Here is a 17,572-nt window from a genome sequence, read left to right on the forward strand (position 1 = left end):
ATATTCGGGTAAGGCTGGGAAAACTATTTCCCAAAGGAGGACGGGGTATGTCCGAACTCAACGCCAACACCCGCTTTGCGCTCACGAACGCTGGTCATGTGGTCAATCAGCTTCTTGATCATTTTGTCGAGCATGCCGACGTGCATCGTCAGGGCAGCACGGCCAAGCTGGTGCTGAGCTTCGGTCAGGCGGATGTCGAATGGGATGAAGAAACGGTCAGCGTCGACGTCAAGAGCGAGGACGAAACCGGTCTTGCCTATATGAAATACTCCATCGCCGAACATGTGCTGGAATTTCTCGACAAGGGCAGCGCCAAACCGAAGATTATCTGGGAAGGTGATGGGGCCGCTGGGCTGCCGCTGCCCTATTTCCGCGAGATGCAGGTCGTCGCAGTGTCGAATGTAACGCCGCATATGCGTCGTATTCGTCTGAAGGGCGAAAACTTGTTCCGCTTCTCGCAGTTGGGTCTTCATATCCGCCTGCTGTTTCCACCGGAAGGTCTTGCCAAGCCGCAATGGCCCACAACCGGCGAAGATGGCCGTCCTGTCTGGCCGGATGGCGAAGCCAAGCTTGCCACACGTGTCTATACGATCCGCAACATCGATCCAGCAGCCGGATGGGTGGATATTGATATGGTCGTTCATGGCGATGATTGCGATGCGCCTGGTTCTGGCTGGGCTGTCAGCGCCAAGCCGGGCGATATTGTCGGGATGACCGGTCCGGGCGGCGGTGATGCAGGCGATGCGAAGTGGTATCTGCTTGCAGGCGATGAAACCGCGCTGCCCGCCATCGGGCGCATTTTGGAGCGGTTGCCTGAAGGAACCAAAGCGGTCGTGCGCGTGGAGATCGGCAGTGCTTCGGAAGAACAGGCACTCGCTTCTCGCGCGAACGTCGACTTACAGTGGCTGAACCGCGACGGTGCAGAAGCCGGAACGACGACATTGTTGCAGGATGCGGTGCGTGCGGTTGAACTGCCGGAAGACGAGGAAGACATTTACGTCTGGGCCGGTTGCGAGTTCAACGCGTTCCGGTCGATCCGCACCTATATGCGCAAGGAACGTAATATTCCGAAGGATCGCCAGCTTATTGTCGCCTATTGGCGACGCGGGCAGGATGGCGACACACCGCGCAAGGTATCCGACGAATGATGTAATGAAAAAGGGGACCTTCTGGTCCCCTTTTTGTTTACCTACTAAAGCCTTCGCTCGCCTGCATCAGGTTCTTCGTATAGTCGGCATGGATGTTGCCACCGACAAGATCATTTGCCTGCAACTGTTCCACGACCTCGCCATTGCGCATGACGGCAAGCCGGTTGCACATATGGGTGACAACGCCAAGATCATGGCTGACCATGACAAAGGTCAGGTTGCGGTCGCGCCGAACCTGTTCGAGCAGGTTCAACACTTCCGCCTGAACCGATGCGTCGAGCGCCGAGGTCGGTTCGTCAAGCAACAATATGCTGGGCTCAACGATCAAAGCGCGAGCAATGGCAATACGCTGGCGCTGGCCGCCTGAAAGCTGGTGCGGATAGCGAAAGCGGAAGCCTGAGCCAAGGCCGACTTCATCGAGCGCCTTCACGATGCGCTGTTCCGTGTCGCCGACGCCGTGAATGGCAAGCGGTTCCAGCAACAGCCGATCCACCGTCTGCCGAGGATGCAGCGAGCCATAAGGGTCCTGAAACACCATCTGGACATTGCGATAGAATGCTTTGTCACGGGGTGTCTTCAGCAATTGCCCATCGATACGGATTTCGCCGTCTTCGACGGGCGCCAGCCCGGCAACGGCGCGCAGCAGGGTTGACTTGCCAGAACCGGATTCGCCCACGAGGCCGTAGGATTCGCCGCGCGCTACGTCGATACTTACCGATTTCAGTGCATGGAAATGATCGAAATAAACGTCGATATTGTCGACGCTCAGTGCAGATGCCGTACTCATAGCTTCCCCGGTCATAATTTCCATGCCTCCTGACGTTGCAAGGTTGGCAGGGGATGGCGATCGGCCCCGATTTTCGGCATGCAGTTCAGCAATCCTTGCGTATAGGGATGTTTCGCATTGGCGAGGTCCTTCGCCGCAATTTCCTCTACGATCTTGCCCGCATACATCACGATGACGCGGTCGCAGAAGGAAGAAACGAGGCGCAGGTCGTGGCTGACAAAGATCAGCCCCATGCCGCGTTCGGCAACCAGCTTGTCCAGAATGCCGAGTACTTCGAGCTGAACCGTCACGTCGAGGGCGGACGTCGGTTCGTCGGCGATCAGCATTTCCGGCTCTGCCACCAGCATCATGGCGATCATGACGCGCTGGCCCATGCCGCCCGAAACTTCGTGAGGATAAAGCTTCATGACGCGTTCCGCATCACGGATCTGCACAGCCTCAAGCATGGCGATGGAGCGCCTGCGGATTTCCGCGCCGCTGAACTTGCCATGGGCCTTCAGCGTTTCGGCAATCTGCTTGCCGATGGTCATGACAGGGTTGAGCGAATATTTCGGGTCCTGCAACACCATGGCGATGCGGCCGCCACGCAAGGCGCGGCGTTCGCGAGCCGATATATTGAGGAGATCGATGCCGTCAAACTCGAGTTTCTTGGCGGTGATCTGCGCGTGCAGCGGGGTGAGGCCCATGATGGCGCGGCCGGTCTGGGATTTGCCCGAACCGGATTCGCCAACAATACCGAGACGTTCGCGGCCAAGCTCAAAGCTGACACCGCGCACGGCCTCGATTGCGCCCGTGCGCGTCGGGAAGGTGACGCGCAGGTCTTCAACAGTCAGAAGAGGCTTCATTGGTTATTACCCCGCGGATCGAGCGCATCGCGCAGGCCATCGCCCAGCAGATTGAAGCCGAGGCTAACGATCAGGATCGCGATGCCCGGCATAGCGGCAACCCACCACTGGTCTAGAATGAAGCGGCGACCCGATGCGATCATCGCGCCCCATTCCGGCAATGGTGGCTGTGCGCCGAGGCCGAGAAAGCCAAGACCCGCAGCGGTGAGGATGATACCTGCCATGTCGAGCGTCACACGCACGATCAGCGAAGATGTGCAGAGCGGCATGATATGGCGCACGACGATGCGGATCGGCGAAGCGCCCATCAGGCGAACGGCGGAGATATAATCCGAGTTGCGCACCGTGAGCGTTTCCGCGCGCGCAATACGCGCATAAGGCGGCCATGACGTGATCGCGATGGCGATGATGGCGTTCTCGATACCCGGCCCGAGAGCTGCAACAAAGGCGAGTGCCAGAATGAGCTTCGGGAAGGCCAGGAAAATATCGGTGATGCGCATCAATACCGCATCGACCCAACCACCGGCATAGCCCGCAACCGTGCCGACCAGAAGGCCGACAGGCGCGGCGATGATGGCAACCAGCAGCACCACGTAAAGGGTGAGGCGCGAGCCGTAGATCAGGCGTGAAAGAATATCGCGTCCCTGATCGTCGGTGCCGAGGAGATAGCCGGGAGTCCCCGGCGGCAGAAGACGTGCGTTGGCCAGATCGCCGATAACCGGAGAATGCGGTGCCAGCACATCGGCCAGAGCCGCAACGACGAGCAACCCGACGATAATCAGAAGACCGAGAACGGCCAGCTTGTTGGCGGTAAAGCGCCGCCACACCATGTAGGCACGACCAAGGCGGGCTTGCGTGCGTGATTGTGGACGCTCTGTGAGCAGCCATTCACGCCATGAGAGGTTGGAAGTATCTGTCATTTGGCTCATCGTACGCGCGTCCTTGGATCGAGAAGCCGGTAGAAAAGATCGGACACGAGGTTGAGCGCGATAAAGACCGACCCGATGACGATGGTACCACCGAGAACGGCATTCATATCAGCGTTTTGGAGTGAATTGGTGATGTAGAGTCCGAGGCCGGGCCAGGAGAAGATGGTTTCGGTCAGAACCGAGCCTTCCAGAAGCCCGGCATAGGAAAGCGCAATCACGGTCACGAGTGGAACGGCGGCATTGCGCAGCGCGTGACCCCAGATGATGCGGGTTTCCGAAATGCCTTTGGCGCGCGCAGCAACGATATATTCCTGTTCCAGCTCATTGAGCATGAAGGAACGGGTCATGCGGCTGATATAGGCCAAGGAGAAGTAGCCGAGCAAAGCCGACGGCAGGATAAGGTGGGAGATAATATCCTTGAGGGCCGGCCAGTCACGCTGGAGAATTGCATCGATCAGGTAGAAACCGGTGATCGGCGTGAACGTATATTCGAATGTGATGTCGATACGTCCGGGACCGGAGGTCCAGCCGAGCCGCGCATAGAAGATCAGGAGCGCAAGCATACCGAGCCAGAAGATCGGCACCGAATAGCCGACGAGGCCGATCACGCGCACAATCTGGTCGATGAGGCTACCGCGCTTCACGGCGGCAAGAACGCCAAGGGGAATGCCGAACAAAGCGCCGATGATGGTGCCGACGGTGGCGAGTTCCATTGTGGCGGGGAAGACGCGACGGATGTCAGTCATGACCGGATTGGTCGTAAGTACGGAAGTACCGAAATCGCCTTGCAGAACGCCTTTCACGTAAAGAAAGAACTGCTGATAGTAGGGCAGGTTGAAGCCCATTTCTTCCCGCACACGGGCGACGACATGCGCAGGAGCGCGGTCGCCGACAATTGCCAGTACGGGGTCGATCGGCACCACGCGGCCGATGAAGAAGGTTACGGCCAGAAGGCCCATATAGGTCGTGACGACGATGACCAGAAAACTGGCTATCGACGCGGCAATGGCTGATGAGCGTCGCGGCGCTCGCCTTACCTTTTTGGTGGTTTCAATATTACTCAATGTTTTGACCGCTTCCGACAATGAGAGCGTTTCCCGGTATTCCCTGGATTGGAGTTTTGCAGAAAATGCTCTGGAGCGGCTTTCTTTATTGATTCAGAAAACCGCTCCATCTCTTTGTTTTAAAGCCGATTCAGCGCACGGATGGTCATCATGCGCTGAGGCGTTACCGACTATTCCTTGCTGACGACGGCCAGGAAGTTGGAGTCGAATGTCGGGCCGAGCTTGTAGCCCTTTACGTTACCGGCAATGCCTGCAACTTCAACCTGCTGGAACAGCATGACGAACGGGCTCTGGTCGAGAGCTTCCTGCTGAAGCTTCTTGTAGATGTCGGCACGCTTTTCGGAGTCGCGTTCCAGAAGGGCAGCTTGCGTCTGCTTGGTCAGCTCCGGAATGTCCCAGGCGTTGCGCCAGGCCAGCGTCTTGGTCGATGCATCATCGCTGTTGTCAGGATTGCTGGTGAAAGCTTCGGCGTTGGAATTCGGATCCCAATAGTCCATGCCCCACTGACCGATATACATATCGTGGTTACGGGCACGATACTTGGTCAGCGTCTGTTTGCCGTCGCCGGGGATGATTTCGATCTTCACGCCAGCCTGAGCAGCAGTCTGCTGGAAGGATTCGGCAATGCCGGTGACCGGCTGGCCGTTACGGACGTCGAATGTGACCGAGAGACCATCTTTCAGTCCTGCCTTGGCGAGAAGTTCCTTCGCCTTAGCGACGTCGAGCTTGTACGGAGCCGCGTCCAGAGCGCCAAGGACACCCTTTGCCTGATAGGTTTGACGGATTTCACCGATACCCTTGATGAGGGTTGAGCCGATTGCATCATAATCGACCAGATACTTGAACGCTTCGCGAACTTCCGGCTTGGCCAGGTTCTCGTTCTTCTGGTTGAGGCTGATGTAATAGACCGTGCCCTTGGCGGCGCTGGCGGTGGTCAGCTTGTCGTTCTTCAGAACGGCTTCATAGTCGCCCGGCTCCAGATTGCGAGCCACATCGACGTCGCCGGATTCAAGCATCAGGCGCTGCGTCGCGCTTTCCTTGACGTGACGATAGAAGACGCGCTTGAGCTTGGCCTTTTCGCCATAGAAATTGTCGTTGCGTTCCAGAATGACGACTTCATTGGCGCGCCATTCGCGGATCGTGAACGGTCCCGAGCCTGCCGACTTGGTCTTCAGCCATGCATTGGCATAGTCGGTGTCGTATTTGTAGTCGTCGGTCGGCGTAACCTTCTCGGCATGTTCTTCGAGAAGCTTCTTGTCGACGACTGCAGCGACGGTCGCGGTCAGGCAGTTCAGCACGAAGCTTGGTGCATAAGGCTTGTCGACGGTGAAGACGAAGGTTTCGTCATCCACGGCTTTTGCCTTTTCGTTGACGTTGTCCTTGGTCAGACCGAACTGGGTCAGGATGAAGGCCGGGCTCTTGTCGAGGCGCACAGCACGTTCAAAGGAATAAGCCACATCGGCAGAAGTGATCGGGTTACCGGAAGCGAACTTGATGTCCTTCTTCAGCTTGAACGTATAGGTGAGGCCGTCGTCGGACACGGTCCAGCTTTCGGCGACGCCGGGCACGACTTTCGACGTGTCGTTGATATCGAGGCGAACGAGCATGTCATAGGCGTTACCGATGAATTCGGCTGGGCTCAGTTCGAAGGACTCTGCCGGGTCCAGCGTGATGGTGTCGTCGATGGCCCAGGCCTGCACCAGCGTGTCGGCAGGCGTGGCCGACCAGGCAGGATTTGCAGCCAGTACGGCCGCAAGCGCTGCACCGGCGGCCAGAATACGAAAACGTCCGAAATGCATCATGTTTGAGTTCCCTTCCTGTATTTTTGTTGGGATTTTGTTGGATTGTATCTGTATGTCAGGCTTCGTGCCATGCCTGTTTCAGGACCCTGATCCAGTTGCCCCGGCAAAGCTTTGCCAGTTCCTCACCGTTATATCCGGCCTTCTGCAAGGCCGCGACAAGGTTTTGGGTTCCGGCGGCGTCGCCGATTTCGGCTGGAATTGTAGCGCCGTCATAATCCGATCCAAGCGCCACACAGTCGATGCCCATACGTTCAACCATGTAATCCACATGGCGAACCACATCGGAAAGCGGCGTGTTTGCGTCTTCCTTGCCGTCGGCGCGAAGCATCGTTGTAGCGTAGTTCAACCCTGCTAGGCCCTTGCTCTCGCGGATCGCATCGAGCTGGCGATCGGTCAGATTACGGGCGACCGGAGTGAGGGCATGCGCATTGGAATGGCTGGCGACCAGTGGCTGATCGCTCAGTTTGGCCACATCCCAGAAACCTTTTTCCGTGATATGCGCCAGGTCGATCAGAATGCCCTTGGTGTTGCATGCCTTGACCAGACGCTTGCCCGCATCGGTCAGGCCGGGGCCGGTATCCGGGCTCATCGGATAGGCAAACGGAACACCGTGGGCGAAAACATTGTTTCGGCTCCAGACCGGGCCGAGTGAACGCAAACCGGCAGCATAAAAAACTTCAAGCGCGGCCAGATCTGCATCGATTGCTTCGCAGCCTTCCATGTGCAGCACGGCGGCGAATGTCTCGCTGTTCAGCGTTTCATCGAGTTCACGACCGTTGCGGCAGAGCTTCCAGCCTCCTGCGGCTTCCAGCTTCAGCGCGATGGCTGTGATTTCGAGAGCGATGTCGAGGGAGGGGCTGCGTTCCAGCGGAAGAGAAAGCGGCGTTTCGTAATGACCGTTGGCATCGGGCTTGCCAAGCTCGATATGCTCGCCCGAAGGTATGTAGATGGCGCATATTCCGCCGGCGAGACCGCCTTTGCGCGAGCGAGGCAGATCGATATGGCCGATATCCGTCCCGTCGATAAATTCCTTGATCGGGTCTTCGCCCTTACGGGCATTTTCCCAAAGCCGCAGAAGGACATCGTTATGTCCGTCAAAAACGCGCTGCATTCTTTCATTCCTGACTGCATGGCCTGCGAGGGCAGAACCACATATCCAAGTGTTCAGGCGCGAGGAGACAACACGGCAAGGTAAGATAACCTCCCGATATGGTGGTTGAGCTTTTCGCTCTTATTGTTCCCCGCACTTCCACTCCCGATTTATAATCGGTTAGTGCCTGTCGGAGTCAAGCCATCGAATGACGTAGTCAGACTGTGAAATGAAGATAAATTTATGCAAAACGAAAGGGCTGCGCTATGACACGCAGCCCTTTGTGCAAAAGCAGAATTGCTTGATGCGAAAACAGAATGAAGTTTCGCGTCGGATCACCAGGTCTAGAACTTGTAGTTCAGACCGGCCTTGATCGAATGGTTCTTCAGATTGTTGCGTTGCTCCACGCCGTTGACGCGGGACTTCACGTCGCCGAAGCGCTGGAAGTCATATTCAGCCTTGACGGAAAGCGGGCCACTCAGTGCCTGTTCGACGCCAGCGCCGACCAATGCGCCACCTTCCCAGCCCGGAGCCGAGGTGGTGTTGTCCTTGGCCTTGAAACGGGTCACACCGTAACCGGCAGTGCCGTAAACGAGCGTCTTGTCGAAAGCATAGCCGACCTTGCCCTTGGCATTGCCGTTCCATGATTGCTGAAGGCTGCCACCATGACCGATGCGATGTTCGGCTTCAGCAAAATTTCCTTCGAGTTCTGCACCGAACACGACATTGCCGCTCTGCATGTTCTTGCCGACGACAACACCGCCAAGAGCGCCGGTGCGGTTGGTGAAGGGGCTGGGGAACTTGGACGAAGAAGCGCCGATCTGTGCGCCGACATAGTTTCCGGACCAGTCATGCGGGCCGCTGGCAACTGGATCGTTATAGGAATAATCCGTTGCTCCCATCACGTCGGCTGCGAAAGCCGAGCCCGTAAAAGCAACGATTGCAGCGCCGAGCGCCGCTGCGGTGATAGAACGCTTCAACATTTTTTACTCCGATTTTCCCGTCCGCAAACGCTGGCGGGAAACATGCCTGAACTTATTATAGCCATTGGAAGGCGGCGCCTTCGAACTGGCTTTCGTCTCACCCTTGATTGTGACCAAATTTAAGAAAATTCGAGCGAATTCCATACATTGCGCAACCATTCTTCGCGCTATGCTTAATAATCGGTAACTGCATGTTCCCGAGAGTCTTGCTAAATCAATCCCAGTCCGCGGAAGCTGGCATGGCCATGCTTTCCAACGATGACATGATCGTGCACCGTAATGTTGAGCGCCTTGGCCGCACTGACGAGTTGCTTGGTCATGTCGATGTCTGCCCGAGATGGGGTCGGATCGCCAGATGGATGGTTGTGGACCAGAATAATGGCGGTGGCGGAGAGCTCCAGCGCCCGTTTGACGACCTCCCGCGGATAGACAGGTGTGTGGTCCACCGTACCTGTCTGCTGAACTTCATCGGCAATCAGCTTGTTCTTCTTGTCGAGGAAGAGAATGCGGAACTGCTCGCGGGTCTCGTAGGCCATGGCGGCGGTGCAATATTCAATCACCTTGTTCCATGAGCCGAGCACTTCGCGTTCCATGACCGTACTGCGCGCGCTTCGTTTGGCGACGGCTTCCACGAGCTTGAGTTCATGCGCGACGGTGGGACCCGCGCCGGGAACTTCAGCGATCAGTTTTTCGGGGGCGGCCAACACTTCGGCAATCGAGCCGAACCGCATCAGCAGAGCCTTGGCGAGCGGCTTGGTGTCGGCGCGGCGAATGGCGCGAAACAACAGCATTTCAAGCAGTTCATAATCTGCCAGCGCATCAGGGGCATCCCTGAAACGCTGTTTGAGACGATCACGATGCCCGGCATAATGCGGCGTGTCGATCTTCGGCGTCAGTTGCAGCGTGTCGCTGAAGCCGGGCAACTCGTTGCTACCCGGCTCATTCCTGTGCTTTGCCATCCTGTTTAAACCCCCGCAAAAACAGACCAGACAATTACCGAGGCGATATCCCTTCGCCGTTATCTCATGGAAGGCGGGCCGAAGACATTGGCCGGAGACAGGGTGAATATCTCGCAGCCGTCCTTCGTAACACCCACCGTATGCTCATATTGTGCTGTCAGCGAACGGTCTCTGGTAACCGCCGTCCAGCCGTCGGCAAGAACTTTCACATGCGGCTTGCCGAGATTGATCATCGGCTCGATCGTAAAGATCATGCCTTCCTTGATCTCGACGCCTTCATTCGGCGTGCCGTAATGGAGGATATTCGGCGCATCATGGAACAATTGCCCCACGCCGTGGCCGCAGAAATCGCGTACGACAGAGCAGCGCTCGCCTTCGGCATAAGTCTGGATCGCAGCGCCGATAGCCCCGGTCTTTACACCGGGTTTGACGGCCGCAATCCCGCGCAGAAGGCTTTCATAGGTGACTTCAAGCAGCCGCTCGGAAGCGCGCTTGATTTCGCCTACCGCATACATGCGGCTTGAATCGCCATGCCAGCCATCGAGGAGATAAGTCACGTCGATATTGACGATATCGCCCTCGCGCAGCGGCTTGTCGTTCGGAATGCCATGGCAGACGACGTGATTGATCGACGTGCAGGTTGATTTCGTATAGCCGCGATAGTTCAGCGTTGCCGGAAACGCGCCGTGATCCATGCCGAACTCGAAAACGAAACGGTCGATTTCGTTGGTGGTCACGCCCGGTTTGACGATATCGTTGAGTGCGTCGAGACAGCGTGCCGTCAGATTGCAAACCGTGCGCATACCCTCGAAAGCCTCGGAGCCATAGAGCCTGATCTGGCCCGTATATTTCATGGGTGCACTTGTCGCTTCGATATAGGTTACCATCACTCGATCCGTCTTGGTCTACTCAATTGGCACCACTTCAGTGGCGTCAATGCTTTTATCCGTTATTTGGCACCGAACGGCCCAAGCCTCAACCCCGTTTGCACGCGCACGTTCAAAAGCGCGTGCGTAGGTGGGATCAAGATCGCCGGAAATGCTGAATCTGCTGCAATCGTTTCGCTGGATAATAAACAGCATCACGCCCCTATGACCAGCGGCAACAACATCGACCAGTTCATCAAGATGTTTTGCACCGCGCGCCGTCACCGTATCAGGGAATTCCGCCAGGTTGGGAGTGCGGATAAAGTGCACGTTCTTGACCTCGACATAAGTTCGCTGGCGAGGACCGTCATCCAGCAAAAGGTCGATGCGTGAGTTCCTGCCATATTTCTGCTCGCGCTTGAGGCTGGCATATCCCGTTAGGTCCGGAATGAGACCGTTGAGGATTGCTTCTTCGGCGATCCTGTTCGGCAAGCCGGTGTTCACGCCGACCAGCGTGTTATCCGCTTCGACGATCTGCAGCGTATGGGCATATTTGCGGTGAGGGGCATCCGAAACACTCAGCCAGACGCGAGAGCCTGGAGCGGTCAATCCGAGCATCGAACCGGTGTTGGGCACGGAAGCAGTAATAAAGCGCCCGTCATCAAGTGTGACGTCGGCAAGAAATCTTTTGTAGCGGCGTTCCAGCCTGCCGGTAACCAAAGGTGTTTGAAAAATCATGCGCCGATTTAAAGTAGTTCGGCGGGCCTGCGAAAGGATTTTCTGATAGTTTCGCGAAAATAGTGAAACCGGTCGGGCGCTTAGAACAAGGCTTTGATGACGTCGGCCCAGCTCATATCCGCACCGAGGACCATTGCTGCCGCAACGAGGCCGGCGCCGAGAAAGGTGAGGGTGGTTCTTGTTTCGCTTGTCATTATTCTTCCCCATCAAATCAGTCGTTCAAAGCTGGGAAGAATTTCGCGGGAGAATTTGCCCGGATTGTGATGCGATAATGGCTATTCCGGGCAATTTGCGGGCTTTTTACAGATAGGGTAAACGCGCCCGCTTTTTTACTGTTTTACCCAGTTGAAGACGAGTTCCTCGCGAAAAGCGAAGCGGACGACGTGACTTGCCACCACCTCTTCGAGACGGGCGAGGTTTTCTTCCGAGGTTTCAACCGTTGTGGTCAGTTTTTCCGTGTCGGCATCAAGAATCACGAGACGGCCTTCGCCGAGATCGATTGTGCCGTGCTCCGGTGTGAATTCTACCGCGAATTTGTGCGCCCAATGTTTGCAGAGCTGCTGAAGGTAGCGGCTGGCATGGGCGGTGGGAACGACTGCTGTTGCTTTCGACATCATGCTGTCCTTTCGAAAAGGTTGCAGCCCGGCGCGTAACAGCATCCTGGCAATTCAGCCAGTAATAATTTCGTCAAATCTAAGAGAAAAGAAAAACCAGCAATGGTACGCCCAAGGGGAATCGAACCCCTGTCTGCGCCGTGAAAGGGCGCTGTCCTAACCGCTAGACGATGGGCGCCTGCTGGTGTGGGGCGCTTATAGTCAGGAAATTTCCGACATGCAAGCCCCTTTTTCACCTGTCTGTGAATAAGTTTAGACAGCGCCAAACCGCACACAACAAGCACTAACCAATTGAATTGTAGGGGGAAAAGAAAAACCAGCAAGTGGTACGCCCAAGGGGAATCGAACCCCTGTCTGCGCCGTGAAAGGGCGCTGTCCTAACCGCTAGACGATGGGCGCCTGTTGCTGGTGTGAGTGGGCTTATATTCAGGAAGGTCCTGACTCGCAAGCCCCAAAAAACACTTTTTTGAAAAAAAACGAATGTGCCGAAGGAATGGGGAAAACTTATGCGGAAAGCCACGTTACTCTATTGAAAATAAAAGCAAAAGGAAAAGCCGGATCACGTGATCCGGCTTTCGTGTATCCCAAGGATGCCTCTTTTTCAGCCCTTGCAGCGCCAGTTCCAGTCGCGTTCCGGGCCGACATCGACGTGAACCGAAGTCGTGTGGCAATAGGTTCCGACGCCGCCGCGCCCGGACATGGAACGGGCAAAGCGGGCGACTTCCCACTTGGAAACACCGTCGATCTGAATATCTGCGGCGGCGCAGATCATATGCAGCGATTTGCGAGCGCCGTTGACCTTGCGGTTATATGAGGGGCTGCGATAGCCCGAGGTCACCATTACAGGACGGCGGAAATGCCGTTCCATGGTTTTCAGCATGGAAACGAGCTGCGGCTTGAGGCAGGCAACATCCACAGTCTGTCTCTGGACCTTCAAGCCATTGGGCGCGAGGCGGGCTAGGCCCGGAGCCGAAGCAAGCGTTACGTTTGCGAATTCATCGTCTTCGTTCGCGTCAATATCACTATCGTCATAAAGGCTGTTGCGATGCTTGATTTCCACGCCGCCATTAGGACGGACGCCGGGCAGTGAATAATTATAGTCGTGCTTCGCAGATGGCGAAACGGGCTTTGCGACGGCAAGCTTCTTGTTTTCGGTTCGGTCGGAGCGCGTGCCAGCCGATTCGTCGGAGAAAAGCCGGGCTATGCTGCCTTGCGAGGCCGTTGGGCGTTGCGGCGAGGCGTAAGCGCTCTTCGTTGACCCGAACAATGAAGCAACCTGAACAGGCTTTTCAGCTTCGGCAGGCTTGGCCGCTGCGGTCTGTTCTGGTTCTGCTGCTTCGGCGGGCTTTTCTTCTTTTGCCGGTTCCGGCTGCTTTTTCGCGGTTTCGGCTGGAGCGGCTGCCGCTGGTTGTTCTGCAGCTTGCGCAGGCGCTGGTTCAGCGGTCTTGCTGCCGAACATACCGAAAAGCGATGAGCTTTTTGTCTGCTGAGGGGCTATGGCGGCTACCTCTATCGGCTGTTGTTCAGCATCTGCTGCAGCCTCGACCGGTTTCGCCTGCTCTTTAGTATTGGTGTTCGTTGCTTCGGTCACGGTCACCGGTTTTGTTTGGCCCGGCTTGGCCTCGGTCTTTTTTTCTTCTGTCGAAGGAGTAGCAGTCGTCGCCGCCTCGGCGGAAGCAGTCTGATCGGCGGCACTTTGCAATGTGTCCGCAATCATGGAGCCGCCCGTTGCGGAGGTCATCTGAAGCGGCTTTCCGTCAAGACCTGTACCGGTCGACGTACAGGACGTGACAAGAAGCGCAAGCAAAGCCACGCTACCTGAAAGAAACCTGCCGGTGGTCCGGTGTGTAGAATGCGCAAATTTCAACAGTCTGCTCCAGCTCGATTTCCCTGACCAGTTTGGCGGCTTGAACGCATTCGAGCCTACCTGGTTTCGGGAGATCGGCTCTCCCGTGCGAGGCTGACATCATCCCTGATGGCTATCGTCCCCACAGCTCCCGACTGCTTGTGTCGGGAAAGAAATTCAGAAATATCAGCGTCTTATGATAGTCACTTCAGAGTTATGACTGTCATTTCGCTGTATTGGACAAATCACCTGATTGGCAATTGGTTACCAATTTTTAAGTTTTTTAATCGCCGAGCGCAACTATTGATGCGCATTTAGCGTTAAAAGACTTCGCGTTCAGTGCGGGATATTCGCTAATAACGAAATATTACTTTATGTAACCGTTGGTTACATTGGCTAATCGTATTTGTCAGGCGGAATAGTCTGCGAGGGGCTGTCGGCATTCGGTGCGAGGCGAATTTCCGATTTGCATCACTCACTTGTTGACAGGACGCCTCGACTTGGTGCTATCCCTTGGCAATTGCTTTATCTTTGTCTGGTGTTGTGGCCAACAGCATCTTATGCGGCATTAACCGGGAACAGAAACATGACCAAGCGCACGCGGCAGATCGCCAATCTTTTGCTGGCAGCAACAGCGGCGGCTATGCTCACGGCATGCGCGGGCGGAAAAGAGTTTCAGGGCACCCCGCAGGAAGGTGCTTTGCGCACTGGTGTTTTCCCGACATTCGGCCATATGCCGAAGGCTGCGACCACGCAGATTACCGCCGAAGAAAAGCAGCAGCTTACAAGCAAACTCGATGCCGACCGCACGCGTCTGGCGGCGTCGAGAACCGGCGGTGCGGGCTTCACGCCCGCCGAGGCAGCAACTCTGCGTCAGCAGGCACAGCAGGAAACGGACGCTACCCTGAAACAGATCGAAAGCGGGGAAGAGTAAATCCTCTTCCTCGGTTTTTGGCGCGCATCTTATTCGAAAACCGTTTCACACTTTTCGGAATGCGCTCTAAAGACGAAAACTGCGTCGTTTGACGCGGCAACACGTCTCGACCCGATTCGAGAACAGGTGTATAGCTCCATTGCGGCGCGTACGCGCCATCACGTTCAACCCTCCACTGGAACACAGGATCATGTCGGAAGAATTCCATAAAATCCGTCGTCTGCCCCCTTATGTCTTTGAACAGGTCAACCGTCTGAAGGCATCGGCGCGAGCGGCGGGTGCCGACATTATCGATCTCGGCATGGGGAATCCGGATCTGCCGACCCCGCAGAATATCGTCGACAAGCTGTGTGAGGCTGTGCAGGACCCGCGTGCACATCGTTATTCCTCCTCGAAGGGAATACCGGGACTGCGTCGCGCGCAGGCGCAATATTATGCGCGCCGCTTTGGTGTGAAGCTCAATCCCGATACGCAGGTCGTTGCCACGCTTGGTTCCAAGGAAGGTTTCGCCAATATGGCGCAGGCCATTACCGCGCCGGGCGATGTGGTTCTGTGCCCGGACCCGACCTATCCGATTCACTCCTTTGGCTTCATCATGTCTGGCGGTGTGATCCGTTCGATTCAGGCCAAGCCGGATGACAGTTTCATTCCGGCACTGGAACGCGGCGTGAAGCATTCGATCCCGAAGCCGATCGCGCTGATCCTGAACTTTCCATCCAACCCGACAGCCTATGTGGCAACGCTTGATTTCTACAAGGATGTCGTCGCATTTGCCCGCAAGCATGACATCGTCATCCTGTCGGACCTTGCCTATTCGGAAATCTATTTCGATGGCAATCCTCCGCCATCGGTGCTGGAAGTGCCGGGCGCCATGGACGTGGCGGTGGAGTTTACCTCTATGTCGAAGACATTCTCCATGCCGGGTTGGCGGATGGGCTTTGCGGTCGGCAATGAGCGCCTGATCGCAGCTCTCACCCGTGTGAAATCCTATCTCGATTATGGCGCGTTTACACCTATTCAGGTTGCTGCGACGGCGGCGCTGAATGGCGATGGTTCGGATATCGCCTATGTGCGCAATGTCTATAAGCAGCGTCGCGACGTGCTGGTCGAAAGCTTTGGTCGTGCGGGCTGGGATGTTCCGCCGCCAGCCGCAACCATGTTCGCCTGGGTTCCGATCCCGGAACGTTTCCGTTCGCTGGGTTCGCTCGAATTTTCCAAGCTGTTGGTTGAACAAGCTGATGTGGCCGTTGCGCCAGGTGTCGGTTTTGGCGAACACGGCGACGAATATGTGCGTATCGCTTTGGTCGAAAACGAGCACCGCATCCGTCAGGCCGCACGTAACATCAAGCGGTTTCTCTCCACCACGGACGAGAACCTGCAAAATGTGATCCCGCTCGAAGGCCGCCGTTAAGAGCGTTCTTCATGCTTGCGGGCCGGCTGGTTCGGCCCGTAGCTTCCCACCCGATTAAGCCACTCCATACAGAAGGTCGATATAATGAGTGATGCATTACGGATCGGCGTTGCCGGCCTCGGCACCGTTGGTGCTTCGGTGTTGCGTATCCTGCGTGACAAGTCCGAAATGCTCACGCGCCAGTGCGGCAAGCCTGTGATGGTTACAGCGGTTAGCGCCCGTGATCGCACAAGGGACCGTGGCATCGACCTTTCCGGCATCGACTGGTTCGACGATCCGGTCGAACTGGCGAAAACTGCCCAAATTGATGTCTTTGTCGAGTTGATCGGCGGCGAAGATGGTCCGGCCAGGGCTTCCGTCGAAGCGGCCCTGCGCGCCGGTCGCCATGTCGTGACCGCCAACAAGGCGCTGCTTGCGCGCCATGGCGTTGCGCTTGCGAAAATCGCTGAGGACAAGGGTGTTCTGCTCAATTTCGAAGCGGCTGTTGCGGGCGGCATTCCCGTCATCAAGGCAATGCGTGAATCGCTGACCGGTAATACAGTTTCGCGCGTTTATGGCATCATGAACGGCACCTGCAACTACATCCTGACCCGGATGTGGGAAGAGGGCATTTCGTTCGAGGACTGTCTCAAGGATGCCCAGCGTCTGGGCTATGCCGAAGCTGATCCGACTTTCGATATCGAAGGCAACGATACGGCACACAAGCTGGCGCTGCTGACCAGTCTTGCCTTCGGCACGCAGATCGCTGCCGATGATATCTATCTCGAAGGCATCAGCAATATTTCGCTGGCCGATATCCGCGCCGCCGATGAACTCGGCTATCGCATCAAGCTTCTGGGCGTTGCGCAGAAAACCGATACCGGCATTGAGCAGCGCGTGCATCCGACCATGGTGCCAACCTCGTCGGTCATTGCGCAGGTTCACGGCGTGACCAATGCTGTGGCAATCGAAACCGATCTCCTCGGCGAGCTTTTGCTTTCCGGTCCGGGAGCAGGTGGTAATGCGACAGCATCTGCCGTGATCGGCGATGTTGCGGATATTGCCAAGAGCCGTCCGGGCTTCCAGCACGGTCCTGTGTTTGGCACGCCTGCCAAGGCATTGCAGCCTTACAAGCGCGCCAAGATGCGCAAACATGCAGGCGGCTACTTTATCCGCCTGACGGTTCTTGATCGCATCGGCGCCTTTGCGGCCATTGCCAAGCGCATGGCCGAAAACGACATCTCTCTGGAATCGATCGTCCAGCGTCCGCCAATGGACGGTGCCGCCAACGAGGGTATCAAGACGGTCATTCTCGTTACGCATGAGACGACTGAATCTGCCGTCAAGAAGGCGCTGGAAGCAATCTTGAAAGACGACCATCTGGTCGACAAGCCACAGATGATCCGCATCGAACGGGCCGGGTGAGCCTAAAAGCGACCTCTCTTGCAGGTTGGATTCACCTTTGTTATGAAAGCCGGGTCGGAATTGACCCGGCTTTATTCGTTTCAAGAGACAAAACAGGAAAAGGAGGGCTGTACGATGTATGTGACGCGTCATGATCATCACCGTCGGCACGG

Annotated in this window: 16 protein-coding genes and 2 tRNA genes; 4 read left to right on the forward strand and 14 right to left on the reverse strand. The window is 56.4% G+C overall.

The annotated features are described in order from the left end of the window. Positions 1 to 47: 47 nt before the first annotated feature. Positions 48 to 1,148 (forward strand): DUF2218 domain-containing protein, encoded by a 1,101-nt coding sequence (locus ACYSN1_RS18055; RefSeq protein WP_461726947.1) that lies wholly within the window; start codon positions 48 to 50, stop codon positions 1,146 to 1,148. A gap of 37 nt (positions 1,149 to 1,185) precedes the next feature. Here ACYSN1_RS18055 and ACYSN1_RS18060 read toward each other — a convergent pair whose 3' ends face one another. From ACYSN1_RS18060 to ACYSN1_RS18125, 14 genes are all read right to left on the reverse strand, one after another. After that, a complete protein-coding gene (locus ACYSN1_RS18060) occupies positions 1,186 to 1,950 on the reverse strand; it encodes an ABC transporter ATP-binding protein (RefSeq protein ID WP_461726948.1) in 765 nt (254 codons plus the stop codon). Next, positions 1,947 to 2,780, reverse strand: a complete 834-nt coding sequence (locus tag ACYSN1_RS18065) for an ABC transporter ATP-binding protein (RefSeq protein WP_461726949.1) — start codon at positions 2,778 to 2,780, stop codon at positions 1,947 to 1,949. Before ACYSN1_RS18065 ends, ACYSN1_RS18060 begins: the two co-directional genes overlap by 4 nt. Further along, positions 2,777 to 3,709 carry an ABC transporter permease gene (locus tag ACYSN1_RS18070; RefSeq protein WP_461726950.1) on the reverse strand — a complete coding sequence of 311 codons (933 nt, stop codon included), beginning with the start codon at positions 3,707 to 3,709 and terminating at the stop codon, positions 2,777 to 2,779. The genes ACYSN1_RS18065 and ACYSN1_RS18070 overlap by 4 nt, the downstream gene beginning before the upstream one ends. Then, positions 3,706 to 4,773: an ABC transporter permease gene (locus ACYSN1_RS18075; RefSeq protein ID WP_461726951.1), complete on the reverse strand. Its 1,068-nt coding sequence runs from the start codon at positions 4,771 to 4,773 to the stop codon at positions 3,706 to 3,708. Before ACYSN1_RS18075 ends, ACYSN1_RS18070 begins: the two co-directional genes overlap by 4 nt. A gap of 170 nt (positions 4,774 to 4,943) precedes the next feature. Beyond that, positions 4,944 to 6,575 carry an ABC transporter substrate-binding protein gene (locus ACYSN1_RS18080; protein ID WP_461726952.1) on the reverse strand — a complete coding sequence of 544 codons (1,632 nt, stop codon included), beginning with the start codon at positions 6,573 to 6,575 and terminating at the stop codon, positions 4,944 to 4,946. Positions 6,576 to 6,630: 55 nt separating this feature from the next. Continuing rightward, on the reverse strand, positions 6,631 to 7,686 hold the full coding sequence (locus tag ACYSN1_RS18085) for a dipeptidase (RefSeq protein ID WP_461726953.1): 1,056 nt from the start codon (positions 7,684 to 7,686) through the stop codon (positions 6,631 to 6,633). Between the two features lie 323 nt (positions 7,687 to 8,009). Further along, positions 8,010 to 8,648, reverse strand: coding sequence for an outer membrane protein (locus ACYSN1_RS18090; protein WP_461726954.1), 639 nt, complete (start codon positions 8,646 to 8,648; stop codon positions 8,010 to 8,012). Between the two features lie 209 nt (positions 8,649 to 8,857). After that, positions 8,858 to 9,607, reverse strand: a complete 750-nt coding sequence (gene radC / locus ACYSN1_RS18095; protein ID WP_461726955.1) for a RadC family protein — start codon at positions 9,605 to 9,607, stop codon at positions 8,858 to 8,860. Positions 9,608 to 9,666: 59 nt separating this feature from the next. Next, positions 9,667 to 10,494 (reverse strand): type I methionyl aminopeptidase, encoded by an 828-nt coding sequence (gene map / locus ACYSN1_RS18100; protein ID WP_109988461.1) that lies wholly within the window; start codon positions 10,492 to 10,494, stop codon positions 9,667 to 9,669. Positions 10,495 to 10,512: 18 nt separating this feature from the next. Then, positions 10,513 to 11,211: a DNA/RNA nuclease SfsA gene (sfsA, locus tag ACYSN1_RS18105; RefSeq protein ID WP_461726956.1), complete on the reverse strand. Its 699-nt coding sequence runs from the start codon at positions 11,209 to 11,211 to the stop codon at positions 10,513 to 10,515. A 329-nt stretch (positions 11,212 to 11,540) separates the two neighbouring features. After that, a complete protein-coding gene (locus tag ACYSN1_RS18110) occupies positions 11,541 to 11,825 on the reverse strand; it encodes a DUF2218 domain-containing protein (RefSeq protein WP_461726957.1) in 285 nt (94 codons plus the stop codon). 103 nt (positions 11,826 to 11,928) lie between these two features. Beyond that, a tRNA-Glu gene (locus ACYSN1_RS18115) sits at positions 11,929 to 12,003 on the reverse strand. Between the two features lie 146 nt (positions 12,004 to 12,149). After that, positions 12,150 to 12,224: transfer RNA gene (locus ACYSN1_RS18120), tRNA-Glu, on the reverse strand. A gap of 202 nt (positions 12,225 to 12,426) precedes the next feature. Continuing rightward, the gene (locus ACYSN1_RS18125) at positions 12,427 to 13,692 is read right to left on the reverse strand and encodes a YcbK family protein (RefSeq protein WP_461726958.1); all 1,266 of its coding nucleotides are present in this window, start codon (positions 13,690 to 13,692) and stop codon (positions 12,427 to 12,429) included. A gap of 565 nt (positions 13,693 to 14,257) precedes the next feature. On the opposite strand from ACYSN1_RS18125, the gene ACYSN1_RS18130 reads away from it, so the two are divergent. The 3 genes from ACYSN1_RS18130 (at position 14,258) to ACYSN1_RS18140 (ending at position 17,420) form a co-directional block, all read left to right on the forward strand. Further along, positions 14,258 to 14,605, forward strand: coding sequence for a hypothetical protein (locus ACYSN1_RS18130; protein ID WP_461726959.1), 348 nt, complete (start codon positions 14,258 to 14,260; stop codon positions 14,603 to 14,605). Positions 14,606 to 14,795: 190 nt separating this feature from the next. Continuing rightward, positions 14,796 to 16,016 (forward strand): LL-diaminopimelate aminotransferase, encoded by a 1,221-nt coding sequence (locus ACYSN1_RS18135; protein ID WP_140022213.1) that lies wholly within the window; start codon positions 14,796 to 14,798, stop codon positions 16,014 to 16,016. An 84-nt stretch (positions 16,017 to 16,100) separates the two neighbouring features. Continuing rightward, a complete protein-coding gene (locus tag ACYSN1_RS18140; RefSeq protein ID WP_461726960.1) occupies positions 16,101 to 17,420 on the forward strand; it encodes a homoserine dehydrogenase in 1,320 nt (439 codons plus the stop codon). Positions 17,421 to 17,572 lie beyond the last annotated feature (152 nt).

It is taken from the genome of Brucella sp. LJL56, from assembly GCF_054871705.1.